This is a genomic window from Serratia sp. LTN-2, assembly GCF_059740205.1.
Genome location: NZ_JCAXDO010000016.1, coordinates 88,958 through 111,553, shown reverse-complemented (window position 1 = coordinate 111,553; position 22,596 = coordinate 88,958). Strand labels below are relative to the sequence as shown.

Annotated in this window: 18 protein-coding genes; 9 read left to right on the top strand and 9 right to left on the bottom strand. The window is 60.9% G+C overall.

The window, feature by feature from the left end:
- Positions 1-43: 43 nt before the first annotated feature.
- Positions 44-775: a glutathione peroxidase gene (locus AC6BYQ_RS23055; RefSeq protein ID WP_019452251.1), complete on the top strand. Its 732-nt coding sequence runs from the start codon at positions 44-46 to the stop codon at positions 773-775.
- A 72-nt stretch (positions 776-847) separates the two neighbouring features.
- Positions 848-2,296: a dihydrolipoyl dehydrogenase gene (locus tag AC6BYQ_RS23050; protein ID WP_498057582.1), complete on the top strand. Its 1,449-nt coding sequence runs from the start codon at positions 848-850 to the stop codon at positions 2,294-2,296.
- Between the two features lie 58 nt (positions 2,297-2,354).
- Here AC6BYQ_RS23050 and AC6BYQ_RS23045 read toward each other — a convergent pair whose 3' ends face one another.
- The 5 genes from AC6BYQ_RS23045 to argC all read right to left on the bottom strand — a co-directional run bounded on the left by AC6BYQ_RS23045 (position 2,355) and on the right by argC (position 7,233).
- Entirely contained in the window at positions 2,355-2,630 is a 276-nt protein-coding gene (locus AC6BYQ_RS23045; protein WP_498057581.1) for a hypothetical protein, read from the bottom strand.
- A gap of 116 nt (positions 2,631-2,746) precedes the next feature.
- Entirely contained in the window at positions 2,747-4,120 is a 1,374-nt protein-coding gene (gene argH / locus AC6BYQ_RS23040; protein ID WP_043140965.1) for an argininosuccinate lyase, read from the bottom strand.
- A gap of 68 nt (positions 4,121-4,188) precedes the next feature.
- A complete protein-coding gene (locus AC6BYQ_RS23035; RefSeq protein ID WP_019452247.1) occupies positions 4,189-5,409 on the bottom strand; it encodes an argininosuccinate synthase in 1,221 nt (406 codons plus the stop codon).
- 25 nt (positions 5,410-5,434) lie between these two features.
- Positions 5,435-6,208, bottom strand: a complete 774-nt coding sequence (gene argB, locus AC6BYQ_RS23030; protein ID WP_498057580.1) for an acetylglutamate kinase — start codon at positions 6,206-6,208, stop codon at positions 5,435-5,437.
- A gap of 20 nt (positions 6,209-6,228) precedes the next feature.
- Positions 6,229-7,233 carry an N-acetyl-gamma-glutamyl-phosphate reductase gene (gene argC, locus AC6BYQ_RS23025; protein WP_498057579.1) on the bottom strand — a complete coding sequence of 335 codons (1,005 nt, stop codon included), beginning with the start codon at positions 7,231-7,233 and terminating at the stop codon, positions 6,229-6,231.
- Positions 7,234-7,449: 216 nt separating this feature from the next.
- On the opposite strand from argC, the gene argE reads away from it, so the two are divergent.
- Both argE and ppc read left to right on the top strand, forming a co-directional pair.
- Positions 7,450-8,595 carry an acetylornithine deacetylase gene (argE, locus tag AC6BYQ_RS23020; protein ID WP_019452244.1) on the top strand — a complete coding sequence of 382 codons (1,146 nt, stop codon included), beginning with the start codon at positions 7,450-7,452 and terminating at the stop codon, positions 8,593-8,595.
- A gap of 259 nt (positions 8,596-8,854) precedes the next feature.
- Positions 8,855-11,491, top strand: a complete 2,637-nt coding sequence (gene ppc / locus AC6BYQ_RS23015) for a phosphoenolpyruvate carboxylase (RefSeq protein WP_063918421.1) — start codon at positions 8,855-8,857, stop codon at positions 11,489-11,491.
- A 112-nt stretch (positions 11,492-11,603) separates the two neighbouring features.
- Here ppc and metF read toward each other — a convergent pair whose 3' ends face one another.
- The 3 genes from metF to metB all read right to left on the bottom strand — a co-directional run bounded on the left by metF (position 11,604) and on the right by metB (position 16,327).
- Complete coding sequence (metF, locus tag AC6BYQ_RS23010) at positions 11,604-12,500, bottom strand: methylenetetrahydrofolate reductase (RefSeq protein ID WP_019452242.1); 897 nt, start codon at positions 12,498-12,500, stop codon at positions 11,604-11,606.
- A 228-nt stretch (positions 12,501-12,728) separates the two neighbouring features.
- On the bottom strand, positions 12,729-15,164 hold the full coding sequence (locus tag AC6BYQ_RS23005) for a bifunctional aspartate kinase/homoserine dehydrogenase II (protein WP_025160368.1): 2,436 nt from the start codon (positions 15,162-15,164) through the stop codon (positions 12,729-12,731).
- Positions 15,165-15,166: 2 nt separating this feature from the next.
- Positions 15,167-16,327, bottom strand: coding sequence for a cystathionine gamma-synthase (metB, locus tag AC6BYQ_RS23000; RefSeq protein WP_060441468.1), 1,161 nt, complete (start codon positions 16,325-16,327; stop codon positions 15,167-15,169).
- A 304-nt stretch (positions 16,328-16,631) separates the two neighbouring features.
- On the opposite strand from metB, the gene metJ reads away from it, so the two are divergent.
- Complete coding sequence (gene metJ / locus AC6BYQ_RS22995; protein WP_004931076.1) at positions 16,632-16,949, top strand: met regulon transcriptional regulator MetJ; 318 nt, start codon at positions 16,632-16,634, stop codon at positions 16,947-16,949.
- 77 nt (positions 16,950-17,026) lie between these two features.
- Here the strand turns inward: metJ and rpmE are convergent, their stop codons facing one another.
- On the bottom strand, positions 17,027-17,242 hold the full coding sequence (rpmE, locus tag AC6BYQ_RS22990; RefSeq protein WP_004931078.1) for a 50S ribosomal protein L31: 216 nt from the start codon (positions 17,240-17,242) through the stop codon (positions 17,027-17,029).
- 200 nt (positions 17,243-17,442) lie between these two features.
- Here rpmE and priA point away from each other — a divergent pair, with 200 nt between their 5' ends.
- From priA to hslV, 4 genes are all read left to right on the top strand, one after another.
- Positions 17,443-19,638 carry a primosomal protein N' gene (priA, locus tag AC6BYQ_RS22985; RefSeq protein WP_025160369.1) on the top strand — a complete coding sequence of 732 codons (2,196 nt, stop codon included), beginning with the start codon at positions 17,443-17,445 and terminating at the stop codon, positions 19,636-19,638.
- Positions 19,639-19,929: 291 nt separating this feature from the next.
- Entirely contained in the window at positions 19,930-20,958 is a 1,029-nt protein-coding gene (gene cytR / locus AC6BYQ_RS22980; RefSeq protein WP_019452238.1) for a DNA-binding transcriptional regulator CytR, read from the top strand.
- Positions 20,959-21,023: 65 nt separating this feature from the next.
- Positions 21,024-21,959, top strand: a complete 936-nt coding sequence (gene ftsN, locus AC6BYQ_RS22975) for a cell division protein FtsN (protein WP_063918330.1) — start codon at positions 21,024-21,026, stop codon at positions 21,957-21,959.
- A 102-nt stretch (positions 21,960-22,061) separates the two neighbouring features.
- On the top strand, positions 22,062-22,592 hold the full coding sequence (gene hslV, locus AC6BYQ_RS22970; protein WP_004931085.1) for an ATP-dependent protease subunit HslV: 531 nt from the start codon (positions 22,062-22,064) through the stop codon (positions 22,590-22,592).
- Positions 22,593-22,596: the final 4 nt, after the last annotated feature.

Here is a 22,596-nt window from a genome sequence, read left to right as displayed (position 1 = left end):
GCTAAATACCAAAAATTACTTTTCCTAATTAAGGGGTTAATCAATGTTTACCAGTCAAGAAGGCAAGAAAGTTCCGCAGGTTACTTTCCACACCCGTCAGGGCGACCAATGGATTGATGTGACCACTGATGACCTGTTCAAAAACAAAACCGTTATCGTATTCTCGCTGCCGGGCGCGTTCACGCCGACCTGCTCTTCGAGCCACCTGCCGCGCTACAACGAGCTGTCCAGCGTGTTCAAACAGCACGGCGTCGACGGCATTCTGTGCGTCTCGGTGAACGACACCTTCGTGATGAACGCCTGGAAAGCCGACCAACATGCAGAAAACATCACCTTCGTGCCGGACGGCAACGGTGAATTCACCAAGGGCATGAACATGCTGGTCGAGAAAGCGGATCTGGGCTTTGGCCCGCGTTCATGGCGTTACTCGATGCTGGTGCGCGACGGCGTGGTCGAGAAAATGTTCGTCGAACCGAACAAGCCGGGCGACCCGTTTGAAGTGTCCGACGCCGATACCATGCTGAAATACCTGGCACCGGAATTCAAAGTGCAGGAATCGGTCTCCCTGTTCACCAAACCGGGCTGCCCGTTCTGCGCCAAAGCCAAGCAGATGCTGCAAGAGCGCGGCATTCAGTATGAAGAGATCGTACTGGGCAAAGACGCCACCACCGTCAGCCTGCGCGCCGTCAGCGGCCGCGCCACGGTGCCGCAGGTGTTCATCGGCGGCCGTCACATCGGCGGCAGCGACGATCTGGAAACTTTCCTGTCAGCTTAATAAGTAATAACAAAGCCAACGTGAACTTTGGCGGGCTACGGCCCGCCCTTTTTTTACCTTTCAGGAGCGGATATGAAACTGTTGAACGTTGATGTCGCGGTCATCGGCGGCGGCACCGCAGGGCTCGGCGCCTATCGCGCGGCCAAACTGTCTACCCCCAGCGTGGTGATGATCGAAGGCGGGCCTTACGGCACCACCTGTGCGCGCGTTGGCTGCATGCCATCCAAGTTATTGATAGCCGCCGCCGAAGCGGTGCATCAAATCGAACGTGCGCCGGGTTTTGGCGTGCATCCAACCGGCAAGACGCGCATCGACGGGCGCGAGGTGATGGATCGCGTCAAGCGCGAACGCGATCGCTTCGTCGGCTTCGTGCTGGAAGGCGTGGACGAGATCCCGGCCGCCGACAAAATTCAGGGCTATGCCCGCTTTATCGACGACAACACGCTGCAGGTCGATGACCATACACGCATCGTGGCACAGCGCATCGTGATCGCCACCGGTTCTCGTCCCAGCTGGCCGGCGCCGTGGAACGAGCTGGGCGACCGCCTGGTCGTCAACGACGATCTGTTCAATTGGGATGATTTGCCGCAGTCCGTAGCGGTATTCGGCCCCGGCGTCATTGGGCTGGAACTGGGGCAAGCGCTGCACCGCCTCGGCGTCGACACCAAGGTCTTTGGCATCGGTGGCGCCGTCGGGCCGCTGACCGACAGCGCCGTGCGCGACTACGCCGCCAAAGCGCTGGGGGACGAGTTCTATCTCGATGCCGACGTGAAGGTAGAGATGATGCAGCGCGAGGGCGATAAAGTATTTATCCGCTATCAAGATCTGCAGGGCCAACCGCAAGAGATCCTGGTGGACTACGTGCTGGCCGCCACCGGCCGCCGCCCCAATGTCGATCGGCTGGGCCTCGAGAACACCGGCCTGCAGCTCGACGCCAGAGGCGTGCCGCTGGCCGACCGCCTGACGATGCAAACCAGCGTGCCGCATATCTTCATCGCCGGCGACGCCAGCAATCAGCTGCCGCTGCTGCATGAAGCCAGCGATCAGGCGCGTATCGCCGGCGCCAACGCCGGCAGTTTCCCGGAGATCAATCCGGGCCTGCGCCGCAGCGCGATTTCGGTGGTGTTTTCCGATCCGCAGATCGCCATGGTCGGCTCAACCTTCCGCGAGCTGAGCGAGAAGTTTAGCGCCTGCGGCTGCTTTGAAGTGGGCAAAGTCTCGTTTGAGAATCAGGGGCGCTCACGGGTGATGCTGCGCAACAAGGGCATTCTGCACGTTTACGGCGAACAAGGCACCGGCCGTTTCCTCGGTGCGGAAATGATCGGCCCGGACGCCGAGCACATCGCGCACCTGCTGGCCTGGGCGCACCAGCAGCAGATGACTGTCGATCAGATGCTGGAGATGCCGTTCTATCATCCGGTGATCGAAGAAGGCTTGCGCACCGCGCTGCGCGACCTGCAGGCGAAGCTCAAACTCGGCGCGACCGAAATCGAGCGCTGCCAGCGCTGTCCGGGCGAATAATCCGATAATAAACAAAGAGCGACGTTCACCGGGCGAACGTCGCTCTTATTACTTCACATCAAACGCTTTCGGCATCGAACTCCGCCCAACCATCGCCTTCGCTATCTCTCGCCTTTAATTCCTGCAAAGTAACTCTTTGCCAATAACGACGAGGGTTTCCACACATCCAGCAACTGCAATCAGGCGCGCTGGCAACTAATTTGCCTGCTCTGCGGGCAATGCCATGAAGCGTAAACTGCTCGGGGTAACGTATTCCGCCATAATAATTTTTTCGATCACTTCTCAACCTGCGATAGTGATAACGGCGTAACGCCCGCTTTCTGTTCTTGTACATTGATTTCTCCATCTCCGGCAGAAGCCGGATTGGCCCCTGCCTTGCGTATGTAGAAATCGGTAAAGACGGGCATTAAAAAGAAGCAGGGCATAAACCTCCTTGTCAGTAACGATGTATCAAGCCAAACGCTGCTTCGCTGCGGCGATTGCCGCGGCTACCTGTTGTGGCGCTACGCCGCCTTTGGCAGCACGCTTGTCCAGGCAGGATTGCAACGCCAGAATCGGGTAAACGTCGTCGCCAATCGTCGCGCTGAACTGCTGCAAATCCGCCAGCGGCAACGCTTCCAGCGGTTTACCCTGGCGAATCGCTTCTACCACCGCCTCGCCGACGATATGGTGCGCTTCGCGGAACGGCACGCCCTTGGCGACCAGGTAATCCGCCAGCTCGGTGGCGTTGGCATAGCCCTGCTCCGCCGCTTCCTGGCAACGCGGGCGCTTCACCTGAATGCCGTCCAGCACCAACGCCGCCATCTGCAGGCAGTCCATCCAGGTGTCGAGCGCGTCGAACAACCCTTCTTTGTCTTCCTGCATGTCTTTGTTGTACGCCAGCGGCAGGCCTTTCAGCGTCATCATCATGCCGGTCAGCGCGCCCTGTACGCGGCCGCATTTGCCACGAATCAGCTCCAGCGCGTCCGGGTTTTTCTTCTGCGGCATCAGCGAGGAGCCGGAGGTCACGCGGTCGGACAGCTCGACAAACGCCGCCTCGCCGCTGTTGAAGAAGATCAGATCCTCGGCGAAGCGCGACAGGTGCACCATGCTGATGGCGGCGTTGGACAACAGCTCCAGCACGTGGTCGCGATCGGATACGCTATCCAGGCTGTTGCGGGTCGCCGAGGCGAAGCCCAGCCAACCGGCCAGCTGCTCGCGATCGATAGGATAAGCGGTGCCGGCCAGCGCACCGCTGCCCAGTGGGCTGACGTCCAGCCGTTTCAGGGTATCCTGCAGACGGCTCTCATCGCGCGCCAGCATCTCGACATAGGCCAGGCACCAGTGCGCAAATGTCACCGGCTGCGCGCGTTGCAGGTGGGTATACCCCGGCATCACCGCATCCTGGTTGGCTTCGGCGGTCTCCACCAGCGCCTGCTGCAGCTGGACGATCGCCTGATGCAGATCGCCGATCTGCTGTTTGCACCACAGCTTCAGATCGGTCGCGACCTGATCGTTGCGGCTGCGGCCGGTGTGCAGCTTCTTGCCCAAATCACCGACCTTCTCGATCAGCTTCTGCTCCACCCAGCTGTGGATGTCTTCCGCATCGCTTTGGACGATCGCCAAAGGATCGGCCTGAACTTCCGTCAACAAAGCATTCAACGCCTGCTCCAGCTGCTGCTGCTCCGTTGCCGTCAACACATTAACGGTCACCAGCGCCTTCGACCAGGCCACCGAGCCCACGATATCTTGCTCCGCCAGGCGATAATCGAACCGCAGCGAATCGTTGAGTTGCTTAAACCGCTGATCCGCCGCCTGAGTGAACCGTCCGCCCCAAAGTGCCATACCTTACTCCTGAATTTTTATGCGAAAGGGCGCAGCATGCTGCGCCCTTGCAGAGTCACGCCAATCGATTATTTATTCTTTTTCTCGTTCAACGCGCGGATGCGTGAAGACAGAGAGAACAGGCGGATAAAGCCGCCGGCGTGGCTGTGATCGTAAACTTCGTCTTCGCCGAAGGTGGCGAACTCTTCGGAGTACAGACTGTTGGCGGATTTCTTCTGGGTCGCCGTCACCTGGCCTTTGTACAGCTGCAGCACCACTTCGCCGTTCACCTCTTCAGCCAATGCTTCGGCAGAGGCCTGCAGCGAGCGGCGCAGCGGCGCGAACCAGCGGCCGTCGTACACCACATAAGACATCTCCAGGCCCAGCTGCTCGCGCCATTTGAAGCTGTCGCGATCCAGTACCAGCTGCTCGACGGCGCGCAGCGCCGCCACCATGATGGTGCCCCCCGGGGTTTCATAGCAGCCGCGGGATTTGATGCCTACCAGACGGTTTTCCACGATGTCGATACGGCCAACGCCGTGCTTGGCGCCTAACGCATTCAGGGTTTCCAGGCACTGGTACGGCGACAGCGCTTTACCGTTAACCGCCACAACGCGGCCTTTCTCAACGGTAACGGTCACCTGTTCAGGCTGATCCGGCGCTTCCTGCGGATCGACGGTCCATACCCAGCAATCCTTGTTCGGCGCATTCCACGGGCTTTCCAGCACGCCGCCTTCGGTGGAGATGTGCCAGGCGTTTTCATCGCGGCTGTAGATCTTCTCCAGCGACGCAGTGGTCGGGATGTTGCGCTCTTTCAGGTAATCCAGCAGCGCCTCACGGGAACGCAGGTTCCATTCACGCCACGGCGCCACTACTTTCAGCTGCGGCGCCAGCGCGGTGTAGGTGGTCTCGAAACGCACCTGGTCGTTGCCTTTGCCGGTTGCGCCGTGGCACAGCGCGTCGGCGCCCACTTTCAGCGCCAGCTCGACCTGCGCCTTGGCGATGATCGGCCGCGCCATCGAGGTGCCCAGCAAATAGCTGCCTTCATACAGGGCGCCGGTCTGTAGCACCGGATAAACGTAATCGCGGATAAATTCTTCACGCAGATCGACCACGTGACATTCAGAGGCACCGGACTGCAGGGCTTTTTGCTCCACGCCTTCCAGATCGCTGCGCTCCTGACCGATGTCCGCCACGAACGCCACCACTTCACAGCCGCCGTAGTTCTCTTTCAGCCATGGAATGATGGCCGAGGTATCCAGGCCGCCGGAGTACGCCAGAACGATTTTTTTGATGCCTTGGTTTTGCATGATCTATTCCTTTCTAATTCTAAAATTAAGCGAGGATCCGGGTGCCAATCGACACGCCGTTAAACAAAGCAGGAAGCTGATCGGCATGGCGCCAGCTGGCGATATCCACCGGGCGGCCGAGGGTGCGGGCTGCGTCGAGTGCCGCATTCACCTTCACCACCATACCATCGGTGATGATGCCTTGCGCGATCAGTTGCTCCGCTTTTTGCGCCGTCATTTCCGCAATGCGTTGCCCCTTGCCGTCGAGGATGCCGCTGACGTCCGACAGCAGGATCAGATCCGCCCCCAGCGTCGCCGCCAGCGCCGTCGCCGCCTGATCGGCGTTCACATTCATTAACTGCCCTTCGGCGGTGATGCCGATGGAGCTGATAACCGGCAGGTAGCCGGTGCCCAGCAGGGTATTGAGCAGCGCGGGCGAGCCGGGCTGCGCGTTGCCGACGTGACCCAATGCCGGATCGAGCTGGGTCACGACTGCGCTGCCGCCGTCCGCCAGGCTCAGGCCAACGGCGTTGATTTGATGCTTAATCGCCCACGCCAGCAGCGTTTTGTTGGCGGTGCCGGCCAGCGCGCCGGTGATGATGTCGATCTGATCGGCCGGCGTGACCCGCAGGCCGTTCTTTTTCACCACCGGTAAAGAGAGCTGCTTCATCAGCTCGTCTACCACGCAGCCACCGCCGTGCACGATCACCAGCGGACGCTGATGCTGCTGCCGGTAGCTGTCCAACGCGGTAAACAGACGTTCCAGCGCTTCTTCACTGTCTAATAACACGCCACCTAACTTGATAATTAACGGGTTCATTGCTGTTTACTCACGCTGGTTTAAAGGAGTGACTGGGTTTCCGGGAAACCGAAACGGATATTCAGGCATTGCACCGCCTGTGCGGCCGCGCCTTTCAGCAGGTTGTCTTCCACCGCCACGGCGATCAGATGCTCGCCCTGCACCGCAAAACCGATGTCGCAGAACGGCAGCCCCACCACCGCTTTCAGCGCCGGCACGCCCTGGTCGTACAGCCGCACCAGCGGCTTGTCGTCATAGGCGGCATGATAGGCGGCAGCCACGTCCTGCGCGGTCACGCCGGCTTTCAGGCGGCAGGTGATGGTTTCAAGAATGCCGCGCGGGAAATTGCCCAGGTGCGGCGTAAAGATGACCGGCACGCCCAGGTGCGCAACGATCTCCGGCTGGTGCCGGTGAGTGAAAATGCCGTATGGCTGCAGGCTCACTTCGCAAAAGCTGGTGGTCATGCTGGCCTTGCGCCCGGCGCCGCTGACGCCGCTGGTGGCGTTGATCACCGGCCACTGGTCCAGGTTCAGCAGCTGCTTTTCGATCAACGGTTTGAGCGCCAACTGCGCCGCCGTTGGGTAGCAGCCCGGCACCGCGATCAGCTGCGCCCGTTTGATCTTGTCGCTCTGCCACTCCGCCAGGCCGTACACCGCCTGCTCCAGCAGAGCGCCATGCTGATGCTCGAAACCGTAGTACTGGCTATAAAAACCGGCGTCCTGCACGCGGAAGGCGCCGGAAAGATCGAACACCACGCAACCCGCCGCCAGAAAAGCCGGTGCAATATCGTGGCTGACTTCATGGGCGGTGGCGAGGAACACCACATCGATGCCCTGCGCCGCCTGTGCAACGTCGGTCAACGGCTGCAGCGGCAGATCGACGATGCCTTTCAACTGGGGATGGAGATCGGAAAGCAACTTTCCTGCATCTGCACTTTGCGCTGAAACCGCTAAAGCGGTTATGTTCATGTGTGGGTGGCGATTCAGGTAAGCCGTGAGCTCCGCTCCGGCGTAACCGCTGGCACCAACGATCAGCGTATTCAACATGTGGCCTTTCACCTTCTCAACTGACGTGCGGTCGTTTTCGACCCAGGTAACAGGGCTAGCCAGCGTTGTTGCGCCGTTCACCCACGGAGCCAGGCGTTGATGCTTTTATAAACATCCGGGTATCGGGTTCCCTTACGCTTCGGCTTACTGTATTTTTATTCAAAATAAATGCATGAATATTGATACTATCCTAACCAAAGGCTGTCAACAGTGAAGATGAAATTACCTCCATTTATTGAGCTGTACCGGGCGTTGATCGCCACACCGTCGATCAGCGCCACCGATGCCGGCCTCGATCAGAGCAATGAGGCGTTAATCAACTTGCTGGCCGAATGGTTTGCCGACCTGGGCTTTCGCGTCGACGTGCAGCCGGTGCCGGATTCGCGCCACAAATTCAACCTGCTGGCCAGCATCGGCGAAGGCAGCGGCGGCCTGCTGCTGGCCGGCCACACCGATACGGTGCCTTACGACGAAGGCCGCTGGACGCGCGATCCCTTCACCCTGACCGAGCACGACAACAAGCTCTACGGCCTGGGCACCGCCGACATGAAAGGCTTCTTCGCCTTTATTCTGGATGCGGTGCGCGATATCGACGCGAGCAAACTGACCAAGCCGCTGTACATTTTAGCCACCGCAGATGAAGAAACGACGATGGCCGGCGCACGCTATTTCGCCGCCTCCACCGCCATTCGGCCGGATTTCGCCATCATCGGCGAACCGACCTCGCTGCAGCCAGTCCGCGCGCACAAGGGCCACATGGCCAACGCCATTCGCATCGTCGGCCAGTCCGGCCACTCCAGCGATCCGGCGCGCGGCGTCAACGCCATCGATCTGATGCACGAATCCATCAGCCACCTGATGGCGCTGCGCAAAACCCTGCAGGAGCGCTACAACAACCCGGCGTTCGCCGTGCCTTATCCCACCATGAACTTCGGCCATATCAGCGGCGGCGACGCGGCCAACCGCATCTGCGCCTGCTGCGAGCTGCACCTGGATATCCGCCCGCTGCCCGGCATGACGCTCGACAACATCAACGAACTGATGCATCAGGCGTTGGAGCCGGTGAGCCAACGCTGGCCGGGCCGCCTGAGCATCGAAGAGCTGCACGCGTCGGTGCCGGGCTACGAGTGCCCAACCGACCACCGCATGGTGGCAGTGATCGAGGAACTGCTGGGCACCCGCACCCAGGTGGTCAACTACTGCACCGAGGCGCCGTTCGTACAGCAGGTGTGTCCGACGTTAGTGCTCGGCCCCGGCTCTATCGACCAGGCCCACCAGCCGGACGAGTACCTCGACACCGCGTTTATCGAACCGACGCGTAAACTGCTGGGCCAGCTGGTCACTCATTTTTGCCGGCAATAAACCCGACATTTAACAGGGGAAATGCTTTATGCTTTCCCCTAACTCCAAATAAGTAGTAGACGGCGAAATAAGCCGTGCTGATAACCGACGTGCCGTAATTAAATTTCAGAAAATGCGCCGATTTTGATGTTTTTTTGCTAAAAATAGTGTCAATTGGACGACTGGACAGGAACGCGGTGGGATCAGGCAGGCGGTCTGCGCCTGACGCGTGAAATTTATTTACAAGATAAAAATCATACAGAACTGGGTCAGGGGTTATATGAACGAACAATATTCGGCAATGCGCAGTAATGTCAGTATGCTCGGCAAATTGCTCGGCGATACCATCAAAGAAGCGCTGGGCGAGCATATTCTCGATCGCGTAGAGACCATCCGTAAGCTTTCCAAATCCTCACGCGCCGGCAACGAAGCGCATCGCCAGGAACTGCTCTCCACCCTGCAGAACCTGTCCAACGACGAGCTGCTGCCGGTGGCGCGCGCCTTCAGCCAGTTCCTCAACCTGACCAACGTCGCCGAGCAGTACCACAGCATTTCGCCCAACGGCGAAGCCGCCAGCAATCCGGAGGCGCTGGCCCAACTGTTCAGCCGCCTCAAAGACAAAAAGCTCAGCGACAAAGAGCTGCAACACGCAGTCTCGCAACTCTCCATCGAGCTGGTGCTGACGGCGCACCCGACGGAGATCACCCGCCGCACCCTGATCCACAAGCTGGTGGAGGTCAACACCTGCCTCAGCCAGCTCGATCACAACGATCTGGCCGACTACGAGCGCAACAAGATCATGCGCCGCCTGCGCCAGCTGGTGGCCCAATCGTGGCACACCGATGAAATTCGCAAACACCGCCCTTCGCCGATCGACGAAGCCAAATGGGGCTTCGCGGTGGTGGAAAACAGCCTGTGGGAAGGCGTGCCGGCGTTCCTGCGCGAATTCAATGAACAGCTGGAAAACTCTATCGATTACAGCCTGCCGGCGGAAGCGGTGCCGGTGCGCTTCACCTCCTGGATGGGCGGCGATCGCGACGGCAACCCGAACGTGACCGCCGAAATTACCCGCCATGTGCTGCTGCTCAGCCGCTGGAAAGCTTGCGACCTGTTCACCCGCGATATTCAGGTGCTGGTCTCCGAGCTGTCGATGACCGAGTGCACCCCGGAGCTGCGCGCCCGCGCCGGCGGTGACGAGGTGCAGGAACCGTACCGCGAAATCATGAAGCAGCTGCGCAGCCAGCTGATGAGCTCCCAGGCCTATCTGGAAGGCCGCCTGAAGGGCGAGCGCGTGCTGAAACCGCACGATCTGCTGGTGAACAACGAACAGCTGTGGGAGCCGCTGTATGCCTGCTACCAATCGCTGCAGGCCTGCGGCATGGGCATCATCGCCAACGGCCAGTTGCTGGATACTCTGCGCCGCGTGCGCTGCTTCGGCGTGCCGCTGGTGCGCATCGACGTGCGCCAGGAGAGCACCCGCCATACCGAGGCCATCGCCGAGCTGACCCGCTATCTGGGGCTGGGCGACTATGAAAGCTGGTCGGAAGCCGATAAACAGGCGTTCCTGATCCGCGAACTGAACTCCAAACGCCCGCTGGTGCCGCTGAAGTGGGAGCCGAGCGCCGATACGCTGGAAGTGCTGGAAACCTGCCGGGTAATCGCCGAAGCGCCGCAGGGCTCGATCGCCGCCTACGTGATTTCAATGGCGCGCACGCCGTCCGACGTGCTGGCGGTGCACCTGCTGTTGAAAGAGGCCGGTTGCCCGTTCGCGCTGCCGGTCGCTCCGCTGTTCGAAACCCTCGACGACCTGAACAACGCCGACGACGTGATGACCCAGTTGCTGAACATCGACTGGTATCGCGGCTTTATTCAGGGCAAACAGATGGTGATGATCGGCTATTCCGACTCGGCGAAAGACGCCGGCGTGATGGCCGCTTCCTGGGCGCAATACCGCGCGCAGGACGCGCTGATCAAAACCTGTGAAAAAGCCGGCGTGGCGCTGACGCTGTTCCACGGCCGCGGCGGCTCCATCGGCCGCGGCGGCGCACCGGCGCATGCGGCGCTGCTGTCGCAGCCGCCGGGCAGCCTCAAGGGCGGTCTGCGCGTCACCGAACAGGGCGAGATGATCCGCTTCAAGTTCGGCCTGCCGGAAGTCACTATCAGCAGCCTGGCGCTGTATGCCGGCGCGATCCTCGAGGCCAACCTGTTGCCGCCGCCGGAACCGAAGAAAGAGTGGCGCGCGCTGATGGACGATCTGTCCGAGACTTCCTGCCGGATGTATCGCGGCTATGTGCGGGAAAACCCGGACTTCGTGCCTTATTTCCGCGCGGCTACGCCGGAGCTGGAGTTGGGCAAACTGCCGCTGGGCTCGCGCCCGGCCAAACGCAAACCGAACGGCGGCGTGGAGAGCCTGCGCGCCATTCCGTGGATCTTCGCCTGGACGCAGAACCGCCTGATGTTGCCGGCCTGGCTCGGTGCCGGCGCCGGATTGCAGGAAGCGGTGAAGGCCGGCAAACAGGCGGAGCTGGAGGCGATGTGCCGCGACTGGCCGTTCTTCTCCACCCGCATCGCCATGCTGGAAATGGTGTTCGCCAAGGCCGACCTGTGGCTGGCGGAATACTACGATCAGCGCCTGGTGGATAAATCGCTGTGGCCGCTGGGCCAGCAGCTGCGCGATCAGTTGGAAAGCGACATCAAGGTGGTGCTGACCATCGCCAACGACGCGCACCTGATGGAAGACCTGCCGTGGATCGCCGAATCCATCGCGCTGCGCAACGTTTATACCGACCCGCTGAACGTCCTGCAGGCCGAACTGCTGCACCGTTCGCGTCAGCAGGAACAGCCCGACGCCCGCGTGGAGCAGGCGCTGATGGTCACCATCGCCGGCGTCGCCGCCGGGATGCGCAACACCGGCTAGTGAGCCAAATCGCGGCCCCGTTTATCGGGGCCGTTTTTTTATGCCTTCCCCCACAAAAAAGGGCGCCGCGGTAAAGCGACGCCCTTTCTTCATGGGTACAGGCCTGCCAGTGTCAGGCGGCAGCCACCGGGCGCACGCCCAGCGTGTGGCAGATGGCGTAGCTCATTTCGGCGCGGTTCAGGGTATAGAAGTGGAAATCCTTCACTCCTTCGCGGCTGAGGATCTTCACCATGTCCATGGCGATGTTGGCGCCGACCATCTTGCGGGTCTCCGCATCGTCGTCCAGCCCTTCGAACATGCTGGTCATCCAGCTCGGCACCCGCACGTTGGTCATGGTGGCGAAGCGCTGCAGCTGCTTGAAGTTGGACACCGGCAGAATGCCCGGCACGATTTCCACGTCGATGCCGGCGGCGACACAGCGGTCGCGAAAGCGCAGGTAGCTCTCAACGTCGAAGAAGAATTGGGTGATGGCGCGGTTGGCGCCGGCGTCGATCTTGCGCTTCAGGTTGATCAAATCTGCCTGCGCGCTCTTCGCCTCCGGGTGCACTTCCGGGTAGGCGGCGACGGAAATATCGAAGTCGCCCACGTCTTTCAGCAGCGCCACCAGATCGGTCGCATACATGTCCGGCTTACCGCCGCCCGGCGGCAGATCGCCGCGCAGCGCCACGATATGGCGGATGCCGCTGTTCCAGTAGTCGGTCGCGATGTCGCGCAACTGAGCCGGGCTGGCGTCGATGCAGGTCAGGTGCGGCGCAGCCTCCAGGCCGGTGCGCTCCTTGATCCCCTTGATGATGCTGTGGGTGCGATCGCGCTCGCCGGAGTTGGCGCCGTAGGTGACGGAAACGAATTTAGGTTTGAGGATGCTCAGACGATCGATCGACTGCCACAGGGTCTCTTCCATCTCGCTGGTGCGTGGCGGGAAGAACTCGAATGATACGTTAATCTGGCCGTTCAACTCCGCCAGACTCTGATTCAGCGCTTCCCGCTGGTTTGCGTGGAAAAAACTCATACCCTGCTCACCTCTTCTCGATCACTGTTTTTATTTCATCTTGATGAGCGTCTATACGTTTAGACGTCTAGATAGAAAATGCCGCATGTTGGCTAAAGAGTCAACAGGAAAATGAGGGGAATAAGATGATTAATCCTCACCCGCTCAAAGAGGGAATTTCATGATAGCGACAAGGATAAGTATGGCAGGAAAAGCAAAGGGGCGCGGTGAACCCGCGCCCGCAGAGGATTAAAGCAGCTGCGCCAACCGGTTAAGGTCTGACTGGATCGCCCCGGCGGTGACATCGCGGCCGGCGCCCGGCCCGCGGATCACCAGTGGATTATCGCGATACCAGCGGCTCTCGATGGCGAACACGTTGTCGCACGGCAGCAGCGAGGCCAGCGGATGCTCAGGACGCACGGCCTCAACGCCGACCCGCGCCTTGCCGTTGGCGTCGAAACGCGCCACGTGGCGCAACACCAGGCCCATTTCGCTGGCGGCCTCAAAGCGTTGCTGCATCTGCTGGTTCAGCGCCTCACCGTTCTCGAAGAACTGATCGACGGAGCCCAGCTCGCAGCCCGCCGGCACCAGCGACTCGACCCGCACCTGGTTCGGTTCGATGTCGTAGCCCGCTTCGCGCGCCAGGATCACCAGCTTGCGCATCACGTCCTGACCAGAGAGATCGACCCGTGGATCCGGTTCGGTCAGCCCCTGCTGCCAGGCCTGATCTACCAGCTCGGTAAACGGCACCGTGCCGTCATACTGCAGGAACAGCCAGGAGAGCGTACCGGAGAAGATGCCGCTGATCGCCAAAATGCTGTCGCCGCTGTCGCGCAGATCGCGCACCGTGTGGTTGACCGGCAGGCCGGCGCCGACGGTGGCGTTGTACAGCCAGTGGCGGCCGGTTTTGGCGAAGGCGTCGCGAATTTGGCGATAGGTCGCGCTGCACGAGGCACCCGCCAGCTTGTTGGCGCTGATCACGTGGAAACCGTAGCTGGCGAAGTCCAGATACTGCCCGGCCAGCTCTTCGCTGGCGGTCACGTCGAGCACCACCAGATCGTCGAACGGGTGCGCGCGCATCCACAGGAACAGCGACTCTTCGTCCAGCTCCTGCGCTTCGTCCTCAAAGAACGCCAGCGCGCGGCTGGCGTCCAGCCCGTCGTAATTCAGCAGGCTGCGGCGGCTGTCCACCACCCCCGCCAGGATAAATTCGAAGCCGCTGCGCGCAGAAATATTGGTTTGTTCGCGGGCGAACAGCTCCAGCCAGCGCGAGCCGATGTTGCCCTTGCCGAACAGCACCAGACCGATGCGTTTCTCGGCACGGAACAGGCTTTGGTGCAGCCCCTGGATCAGCAGCGCGGTCGGCCCCTGGCGCAATACCGCCACCAGGCTGATGCCATCTTCCGCCTGCCAGATAAACTCGACCGGCTGATCTTTCAGTTGCTGATAGAAACGGTGGCTGTGCAGCGGGTTCTTGCACACCCCGGCGCCAACCATCGCCACCAGCGCCAACCCTTCGCGCAGGCGCAGCTCGCCCGGCAGCGCTGCGGCCTGCAGCGTCGCCAGCGCGCTATTGACCACCTCGGAGGTGTAGCACAGCTGCACCAGGTTGCGGTCAGGGTGGATCCCCACCGCCAGCGGTTTGATCTGCGCGCGCTTGAGCACCAGATCCAACTCTTTCTGCGCCAGTTTGAAATCATGCTGAGCGGCGACGTGCAGTTCAATCAGGCACACATCGTCGTGGCTGGTGACAATCTTGGCGCCGGTGCCGGAAGCCAATACGCGCTCGATGCGCGTCGAGCCCTGTTCCGGCTGGTAGCTGCAACGCAGCTGAAGATCGATATCGCTGCCGGAGACCGGCTGCAGGGTACGGGTGTGCAACACCGGCGCAGCCAGACGCGCCAGCTCGCTGGCTTCGTCCAGACGCAGCAGCGGCAGCAGGCAGGCGTCTTTCACCTTGCGCGGATCGGCGCTATATACCCCGGCTACGTCGCTCCAGATGGTGACGCGCGCAGCACCGGCCAGCGCGCCGACCTGAGTGGCGGAGTAGTCGCTGCCGTTACGCCCCAACAGCACGGTTTCCCCGGCGTCGTTGCGCGAAATGAAGCCGGTCACCACCAGGCGTTTGCCCGGATGTTGGGCCAGCAATTGTTGCAGCAGCGGGTAAGAACGGCCTTCATCCACCTGTGGCTGCGCGGCGCGCTCGGCGCGCAGGAAGTCACGCGCATCCAGCCAGGCCGCCTGCATGTCCAGATGATTAAGCACCGCCGCCATCAGGCGCGCCGACCAGATCTCGCCGTGCCCGACCACTTCGGCATAGCACACGTCGTCGACTTTGCCGTCCAGCAGCACCGCCAGACGTTCCAGATCCTGAATGAATTCGGCGATCAGCGGCTCGGCGCTTTCCGGCGGCAGCAGGCCGCCGATAAGATCGCTATGATAACGACGCAACGTCTGCTGCACCTGGTGCGCAGACAGGCGATCGCTCTGGCTGAGCTTCAGCCAGTTGATCAACTGGTTGGTGGTACTGCCGGCGGCCGATACCACCATCATGTCGCCCGGCTGGCTGTATTCCGCCATAATCCCGGCCACACGCAGATAACACTTCACATCCGCCAGACTGCTGCCGCCAAACTTGTGCAGTTGACGCCCGCTCACCGGCCCTGCTACAGCAATTGCATTCATGCTTACCTCGTTGCCGCCGCCTGGAAAGCGCGTTCCAGATCGGCAATCAAATCTTCACTGTCTTCAATACCCACGGAAATGCGCAGCAGGCTCTCGGAGATGCCGGCCGCTGCCCGCGCCTCCGCCGCCATACCGGCGTGGGTCATGGTCGCTGCATGCGAGATCAGGCTTTCTACGCCGCCCAGCGATTCTGCCAGAGTAAACAGCTCAAGGGCAGAGAGAAAACGGCGCAGCACCGCTTCATCGCCGTCCAGTTCAAAACTCAGCATCGCGCCGAAACCGCGCTGCTGCCGGCGGGCGATCTCATGCCCCGGATTTTCCGGCAGGGAAGGATGATACAGCTTTTTCACCAACGGTTGCTGCTGTAAATAGCCGACAATCGCTTCGGCGTTTTGTTGCGCCGCCTTGATGCGCGGCGACAGCGTGCGCATGCCGCGCAGCAGCAGATAGCTGTCGAACGCGCCGCCGGTCACGCCGATGTTGTTCGCCCACCAGGCCAGTTCGACCGCCAGCTCGGGATCTTTGGCGATCACCGCGCCGGCCACCACGTCCGAATGTCCGTTCAGGTATTTGGTGCAAGAATGGACCACCAGATCGGCGCCGAGTTCGATCGGCTGTTGCAGGGCCGGGCTGAGGAAGGTGTTGTCCACCACCGTCAACGCACCCGCCGCGTGCGCGGCGGTGCAGATCGCCGCGATGTCCACCACCCGCAGCAGCGGATTGCTGGGGCTTTCAATCAGCACCAGCTTGGGCTTTTGCGCCAGCGCCTGCTGCAGGGCTTCTTCATTGCCCTGATCGACGAACAGCACCCGATAGGCGCCGCGCTTGCTCAAACTGTCGAATAACCGATAGCTGCCGCCGTAGCAGTCGTGCGGCGCCACCAGCAGATCGCCGGGCTTCAGCAGCACGGTAGTCACCAGATGGATCGCCGACATGCCGCTGCCGGTCATGACCGCGCCGGCACCGCCTTCCAGCTCCGCCAACGCGCGCTGCACCACGTCGCGCGTCGGGTTGCCGCGGCGCGAGTAGTCATGGGCTCGGGGTTGGTTGAAGTCGGTAAAGTTATAGGTGCTGGACAGATGAATCGGCGGGACAACGCAGCCATACTGTTCGTCGTCGTTCAGGCCGCTGCGTACGGCAATCGTGGCTGGTTTACGCGTCATGGGCTCGCTCGGCTCTCGGTTCGGTGAATGAGGCCTAAAGAGTAATCGCAGGATTGATAGACGTCAATACATCTGGACATCTAAACTTCTCTGCGTATAGATTGAGCAATGGCACAATACCCGCTAAAATTATGCCGATATGACATGACGATAAGATGTTGAGCCACAATGCCCGGCCGAAGCGGGGCATTCAGTGACCCTGGTCGCGTAAAATTGACATTTATTTAGTGAGAACAGTGAAGATCGGGCATAATTGCCCGGTTTTTAGAATTTTGTAATTTTTCTGACAAAGTTAAGGTGTCCCATGGCTGAGTGGAACGGCGAGTATGTCAGCCCTTACGCTGAACACGGTAAAAAAAGCGAGCAAGTCAAAAAGATCACGGTATCCATTCCGCTGAAGGTCCTGAAAATCCTCACCGACGAACGGACCCGTCGCCAGGTCAACAACCTGCGCCACGCCACCAACAGCGAACTGCTGTGCGAAGCGTTTCTGCATGCCTTTACCGGCCAGCCGCTGCCGAATGATGAAGACCTGCGCAAAGAGCGCAGCGATGAAATTCCGGAAGCCGCAAAAGCGTTGATGCGCGAACTGGGTGTCGATCCCGATACCTGGGAATATTGAGAACCGCCCGGCGAACGCCGGCGGCAGAAACGAAAAAAGGCGCCCAAGGCGCCTTTTTCATCGGACGATAAGAAATCTTATTTCTTAGCGCCTGGTACGCTGAAACGCTTGTTGAAGCGGTCAACGCGGCCACCGGTAGCAACGTCACGCTGCTTGCCAGTGTAGAACGGGTGGCATGCGCCACAAACGTCCAGGTTCAGATCGTGGCCCACGGTGGAGCGGATCTTCATCACGTTACCGCAAGAGCAGTTAGCAGTAACTTCTTCGTATTTTGGGTGGATACCTTGTTTCATGGGAAACCTCAGTTAAGGCCGTGTCGCTATCCAGCCCTGTTTCGCCAGACACCACACGTGGTTGATAATAGAATTTTGGTATCGAATTATACCAAAGGCGGCAAATTATACAGCATTAGCCGGGGCGCGCAATCGGAACCGTACATTTGCCGATGCGCCGTGTAAACTGATGCCCTCTTTTTTTCAATTTGGATGAGATCATGCCCGTCGTACACGTTGCTTTGCCGGTCCCCCTCGCCCGCACCTTCGACTATCTGCTGCCGCCCGGCATGCAGCCGGTGGCCGGCGCGCGCGTAGGCGTGCCCTGGGGCAGGCAGCATGCGATCGGCATCGTCACCGGCTGCAGCGACACCAGCGAACTGCCGCTGGACAAGCTCAAACCGATCGACAGCGTGATCGACAGCGAATCGCTGTTCTCCCCCAGCCTGTGGCGCATCCTGCGCTGGGCCAGCGATTACTACCATTATCCTATCGGCGAAGTGCTGTTCCACGCGCTGCCGATCCTGCTGCGGCAAGGCAAACCTGCCGAAGCCGCGCCGCTGTGGCAGTGGTTCGCCACCGAGCAGGGGCGTGCCACGCCGCCCGACAGTCTGAAACGCGCGCCGAAACAGCAGCAGGCGCTGGCGGCGCTGTTGCAACGCCCGGTCTATCGCCATCAGGTCAGTCAGCTGGAGCTGACGGAAAGCGCCCTGCAGGCGCTGCGCGCCAAAGGGTTGATCGATCTGCGCGCTCAGGTCGCGGACACGCAAGACTGGCGCCCCAACTTCGCGGTACTCGGCGAGCGGCTGCGGCTGAATACCGAACAGGCCACCGCCGTCGGGGCGATCAGAAGCGAGGATGAACAGTTCGCCGCCTGGCTGCTGGCCGGTGTGACCGGCTCGGGCAAGACCGAGGTGTACCTCAGCGTGCTGGAGAACGTGCTGGCCAAAGGCCGGCAGGCGCTGGTACTGGTGCCGGAAATCGGCCTGACGCCGCAAACCATCGCCCGTTTTCGCGAGCGCTTCAACGCGCCGGTGGACGTGCTGCACTCCGGGCTAAACGACAGCGAGCGGCTAGCGGTTTGGCTGCGCGCGCGCAGCGGCGAAGCCGCCATCGTCATCGGCACCCGTTCGGCGCTGTTCACGCCGTTCCGCCAGCTGGGCGTGATCATCATCGACGAAGAGCACGACAGCTCTTATAAACAGCAGGAAGGCTGGCGCTACCACGCCCGCGATCTGGCGGTATTCCGCGCCCGGGAGGAGGACATCCCGATGGTGATGGGCTCCGCCACGCCGGCACTGGAAACGCTGCACAACGTGCAGCTGGGCAAATATCGCCAGCTGAAGCTCACCCAGCGTGCGGGCAACGCCAAACCGGCGGCGCAGCACCTGATCGATCTGAAAGGGCTGCCGCTGAAGGTCGGCCTGTCGCAGCCGCTTTTAAAAAGCATGCAGCACCATTTAAAAGCCGGCAATCAGGTGATGCTGTTCCTTAACCGCCGCGGTTACGCCCCGGCGCTGCTGTGCCACGAGTGCGGCTGGATCGCCGAATGCCAACGCTGCGATCACTACTACACCTTCCACCAGCATCAGCGCCAGCTGCGCTGCCACCACTGCGACAGCCAGCGGCCGGTACCGCACCAGTGCCCGCAATGCGGCTCGACCCACCTGGTGTCGGTCGGCGTCGGCACCGAACAGCTGGAGCAGGAGCTGGCGCCGCTGTTCCCCGACACGCCGATCACCCGTATCGATCGCGATACTACCAGCCGCAAAGGGGCGCTGGAACAGCACCTGGCGGATATCCATCGCGGCGAAGCGCGCATTCTGATCGGCACGCAGATGCTGGCCAAGGGCCACCACTTTCCCGACGTCACGCTGGTGGCGTTGCTGGACGTCGACGGCGCGCTGTTCTCCGCCGACTTCCGCTCCGCCGAGCGTTTCGCTCAGCTGTACACCCAGGTCTCCGGGCGCGCCGGCCGGGCGGGCAAACAGGGGGAAGTGCTGCTGCAAACCCACCATCCAGAGCACCCGCTGCTGCAGGTGCTGCTGCAACAGGGCTACGACGCCTTCGCCAAACAGACGCTGGCGGAGCGCAACAGCGTGTTCCTGCCGCCCTATACCAGCCACATCATCGTGCGCGCCGAAGATCACGATAACCAGCAGGCCCCGCTGTTCCTGCAGCAGCTGCGCAACCTGCTGGAAGCCAGCCCGCTGAAGGACGATTCGCTGTGGGTGATGGGCCCGGTGCCGGCGCTGCAGTCCAAACGCGGCGGCCGTTTCCGCTGGCAGCTGCTACTGCAGCATCCTGCGCGGCGCGTCCTGCAACAGCTGATGAAAAGTTCGCTGCCGCTGATCGGCACCCTGCCGCAAACGCGCAAGGTGAAATGGACGCTGGATGTCGATCCGATCGACAGTTGATCCCGGAAAAGTCCGATTTAGCTGCCGCAGTGCAAACGTTTACCCTTTAAATTGCGAGCGAACGCTAAAAAACCTTCTCAGGTCACATTTTTTATGCAAATTAGGTAACAAAGGCGGGGCGTATTCTGTTTAGAATGTCTGCGAGGGCAAATTTTGTCGCCACATCGCAGCGCGACGGAGTGCCCGAACGCGAGTGGCGCTCAATGACAACAATCCCGCCACCGCATGCCGGACATTGTGAGCAAACAGCAGTAGCGGCGTCGGCATGGCGCTGACGCAAGGAGAAAGGCGTTGGAACACAAGAAAGAGTTATCCATGGCGACCATGAAAGACGTCGCCGAAATGGCGGGCGTTTCAACGGCTACCGTATCGCGTGCGCTGATGAACCCGGAAAAGGTGTCAACGCCGACGCGCCAGAAAGTGGAACAGGCCGTCCTGGCCGTGGGTTATTCTCCTCATGCTCTGTCACGCAATATCAAGCGCAACGAATCCCGCACCATCCTGGTGATCGTACCCGACATCTGCGATCCGTTTTTCGCCGACGTGATCCAGGGGATCGAACAGACCGCCGCCCAGCAAGGCTATCTGGTGCTGATCGGCGACTGCGCGCAGCAGAACCAGCAAGAGCGCACCTTCGTCAATCTGATCATCACCAAGCAGATCGACGGTATGCTGCTGCTGGGCTCCAACCTGCCGTTCGACGCCAGCAAGGAAGAGCAGCGCAACCTGCCGCCGATGGTGATGGCCAACGAGTTCGCTCCCGAGTTGGAGCTGCCGACGGTGCATATCGACAACCTGACCGCCGCCTTTGAAGCCGTACATTATTTGCATCAGCTGGGCCACCGGCAGATCGCCTGCGTCGCCGGGCCGGAACAGATGCCATTGAGCCATTATCGGCTGCAGGGTTACGTTCAGGCGCTACGTCGTAATGGCATTACCGTCGAAAGCAGCTATATTACCCGGGGTGATTTTACCTACGAAGCCGGCGCGCAAGCGCTGGCGATGCTGATGGCTCAGCCGAAACCGCCGACGGCGGTGTTCTGCCACAGCGACGTCATGGCGATCGGCGTGCTGTCCCAGGCGAAAAAAATGGGGCTGCGGGTACCGCAGGATCTGTCGATCGTCGGCTTTGACGACCTCAAGCTGGCGCAGTATTGCGATCCGCCGCTGACCACGGTGGCGCAGCCGCGCTTCCAGATCGGCCAGCAGGCGATGTTGCTGCTGCTGGAGCAGTTGAACGGCCAAACGGTGGCCAGCGGCTCCCGGCTATTGGACAGTGAATTGATTATCAGAGGCAGCACCGCTGCCCCGAAACGCTAGTCAAATATTTTAGGGTTCAGTAACATGACGGACTTATCCTCTCATCAGGACACAGCGGAATAATAGTGGCACAAAAAGACTATGTAAGCCGTGGGCGCGCAGCAGGAGCTAAGCGTAAAACCCCCAGCCGTAAAAAACGCAGTTCTCCGAAGGTTTCCAAAACCGTGCTGGCGTTAGCCGCCGCGTTGCTGGTTATCTTTGTCGGTGGCCTCTATTTCATTACGCACAACAAGCCGGAAGACGCGCCGTTGTTGCCTGCGCACACCACGCGCCCGGGCAACGGCCTGCCGCCGAAGCCGGAAGAGCGCTGGCGTTATATCAAAGAGCTGGAAAACCGGCAGATCGGCGTGCAAACCCCGACCGAGCCGACGGCCGGCGGCGAGCTCAATTCCAAAACTCAGCTGACCGCCGAACAACGGCAACTGCTGGAGCAGATGCAGGCCGACATGCAGCAGCGCCCGACGCAGCTGAACGAAGTGCCGTATAACGATCCGGGCCAGGCCAACGCGCGCAGCAATCGCCAGCAGCAGCAGATGCAACAACAGCAAATGCAGCAGCAGCCGGTACAGCAACCGCAGCAGGTCACCCAGGCGCCGCGCAACCCGTTCAACAACGGCGCCACCACTGCGCCGGTGCAGCAGCACCAGCAGCCGAAGCCGGCCACCCAGCAACCGGTACAGGTGAAACAGCCTGAGCCGAAGCCGCAACCGAAGCCGGAGCCCAAACCGGAAGTGAAGCAGGAAACGGCCAAGCAGGAAACTAAACCGGAATCGAAACAGAAGTGGATGGTGCAATGCGGTTCGTTCCGCGCCACCGATCAGGCTGAATCCGTGCGGGCGCGCCTGGCGTTCGAGGGCATAGAGAGCCGCATCACCGCCGGCGGCGGTTGGAATCGCGTGGTGCTCGGCCCGTACAGCAGCCGCGCCGCCGCGGATAAAACCCTTTCACGCCTGAAGGGCGTCGGCATGTCGAGTTGCATTCCCCTCTCCGTTGGGGGTTGAAAAGCGTCAATCCCCCCCCATCTATACTGTCAATATGCCTCGTAGCGTCTGCGAAAGCAGGCGCTGCGGGGACTTCTTTCCGTCTTTAACGAGGGTCTGCTCGTGACAACAATTGTAAGCGTACGCCGCAACGGCCAGGTCGTCATCGGTGGTGATGGCCAGGCAACCCTGGGTAATACGGTGATGAAGGGGAACGTCAAGAAAGTGCGTCGCCTGTATAACGACAAAGTGATCGCCGGTTTCGCCGGCGGCACCGCTGACGCCTTCACGCTGTTTGAACTGTTTGAACGCAAACTGGAAATGCACCAGGGCCACCTGGTGAAAGCCGCCGTCGAGCTGGCGAAAGACTGGCGCACCGACCGCATGCTGCGCAAGCTCGAAGCGCTGTTGGCGGTCGCCGATGAAACCGCTTCGCTGATCATCACCGGCAACGGCGATGTGGTGCAGCCGGAAAACGATCTGATCGCCATCGGCTCCGGCGGCCCGTACGCTCAGGCCGCCGCCCGCGCCATGTTGGAAAATACCGAGCTGAGCGCCCGCGACATCGTTGAGAAATCCCTCAACATCGCCGGCGACATCTGTATTTACACCAACCATTTCCACACCATTGAAGAATTGCCTTCCAAAGCGTAAGGAT

Excerpts from the sequence above, each read along its gene's own strand:
- AC6BYQ_RS23055 (WP_019452251.1), top strand. The coding sequence starts at position 44 with ATGTTTACCAGTCAAGAAGGCAAGAAAGTTCCGCAGGTTACTTTCCAC.
- AC6BYQ_RS23050 (WP_498057582.1), top strand. The coding sequence starts at position 848 with ATGAAACTGTTGAACGTTGATGTCGCGGTCATCGGCGGCGGCACCGCA.
- AC6BYQ_RS23045 (WP_498057581.1), bottom strand. The coding sequence starts at position 2,630 with ATGTACAAGAACAGAAAGCGGGCGTTACGCCGTTATCACTATCGCAGG.
- argH (WP_043140965.1), bottom strand. The coding sequence starts at position 4,120 with ATGGCACTTTGGGGCGGACGGTTCACTCAGGCGGCGGATCAGCGGTTT.
- AC6BYQ_RS23035 (WP_019452247.1), bottom strand. The coding sequence starts at position 5,409 with ATGCAAAACCAAGGCATCAAAAAAATCGTTCTGGCGTACTCCGGCGGC.
- argB (WP_498057580.1), bottom strand. The coding sequence starts at position 6,208 with ATGAACCCGTTAATTATCAAGTTAGGTGGCGTGTTATTAGACAGTGAA.
- argC (WP_498057579.1), bottom strand. The coding sequence starts at position 7,233 with ATGTTGAATACGCTGATCGTTGGTGCCAGCGGTTACGCCGGAGCGGAG.
- argE (WP_019452244.1), top strand. The coding sequence starts at position 7,450 with ATGAAATTACCTCCATTTATTGAGCTGTACCGGGCGTTGATCGCCACA.
- ppc (WP_063918421.1), top strand. The coding sequence starts at position 8,855 with ATGAACGAACAATATTCGGCAATGCGCAGTAATGTCAGTATGCTCGGC.
- metF (WP_019452242.1), bottom strand. The coding sequence starts at position 12,500 with ATGAGTTTTTTCCACGCAAACCAGCGGGAAGCGCTGAATCAGAGTCTG.
- AC6BYQ_RS23005 (WP_025160368.1), bottom strand. The coding sequence starts at position 15,164 with ATGAATGCAATTGCTGTAGCAGGGCCGGTGAGCGGGCGTCAACTGCAC.
- metB (WP_060441468.1), bottom strand. The coding sequence starts at position 16,327 with ATGACGCGTAAACCAGCCACGATTGCCGTACGCAGCGGCCTGAACGAC.
- metJ (WP_004931076.1), top strand. The coding sequence starts at position 16,632 with ATGGCTGAGTGGAACGGCGAGTATGTCAGCCCTTACGCTGAACACGGT.
- rpmE (WP_004931078.1), bottom strand. The coding sequence starts at position 17,242 with ATGAAACAAGGTATCCACCCAAAATACGAAGAAGTTACTGCTAACTGC.
- priA (WP_025160369.1), top strand. The coding sequence starts at position 17,443 with ATGCCCGTCGTACACGTTGCTTTGCCGGTCCCCCTCGCCCGCACCTTC.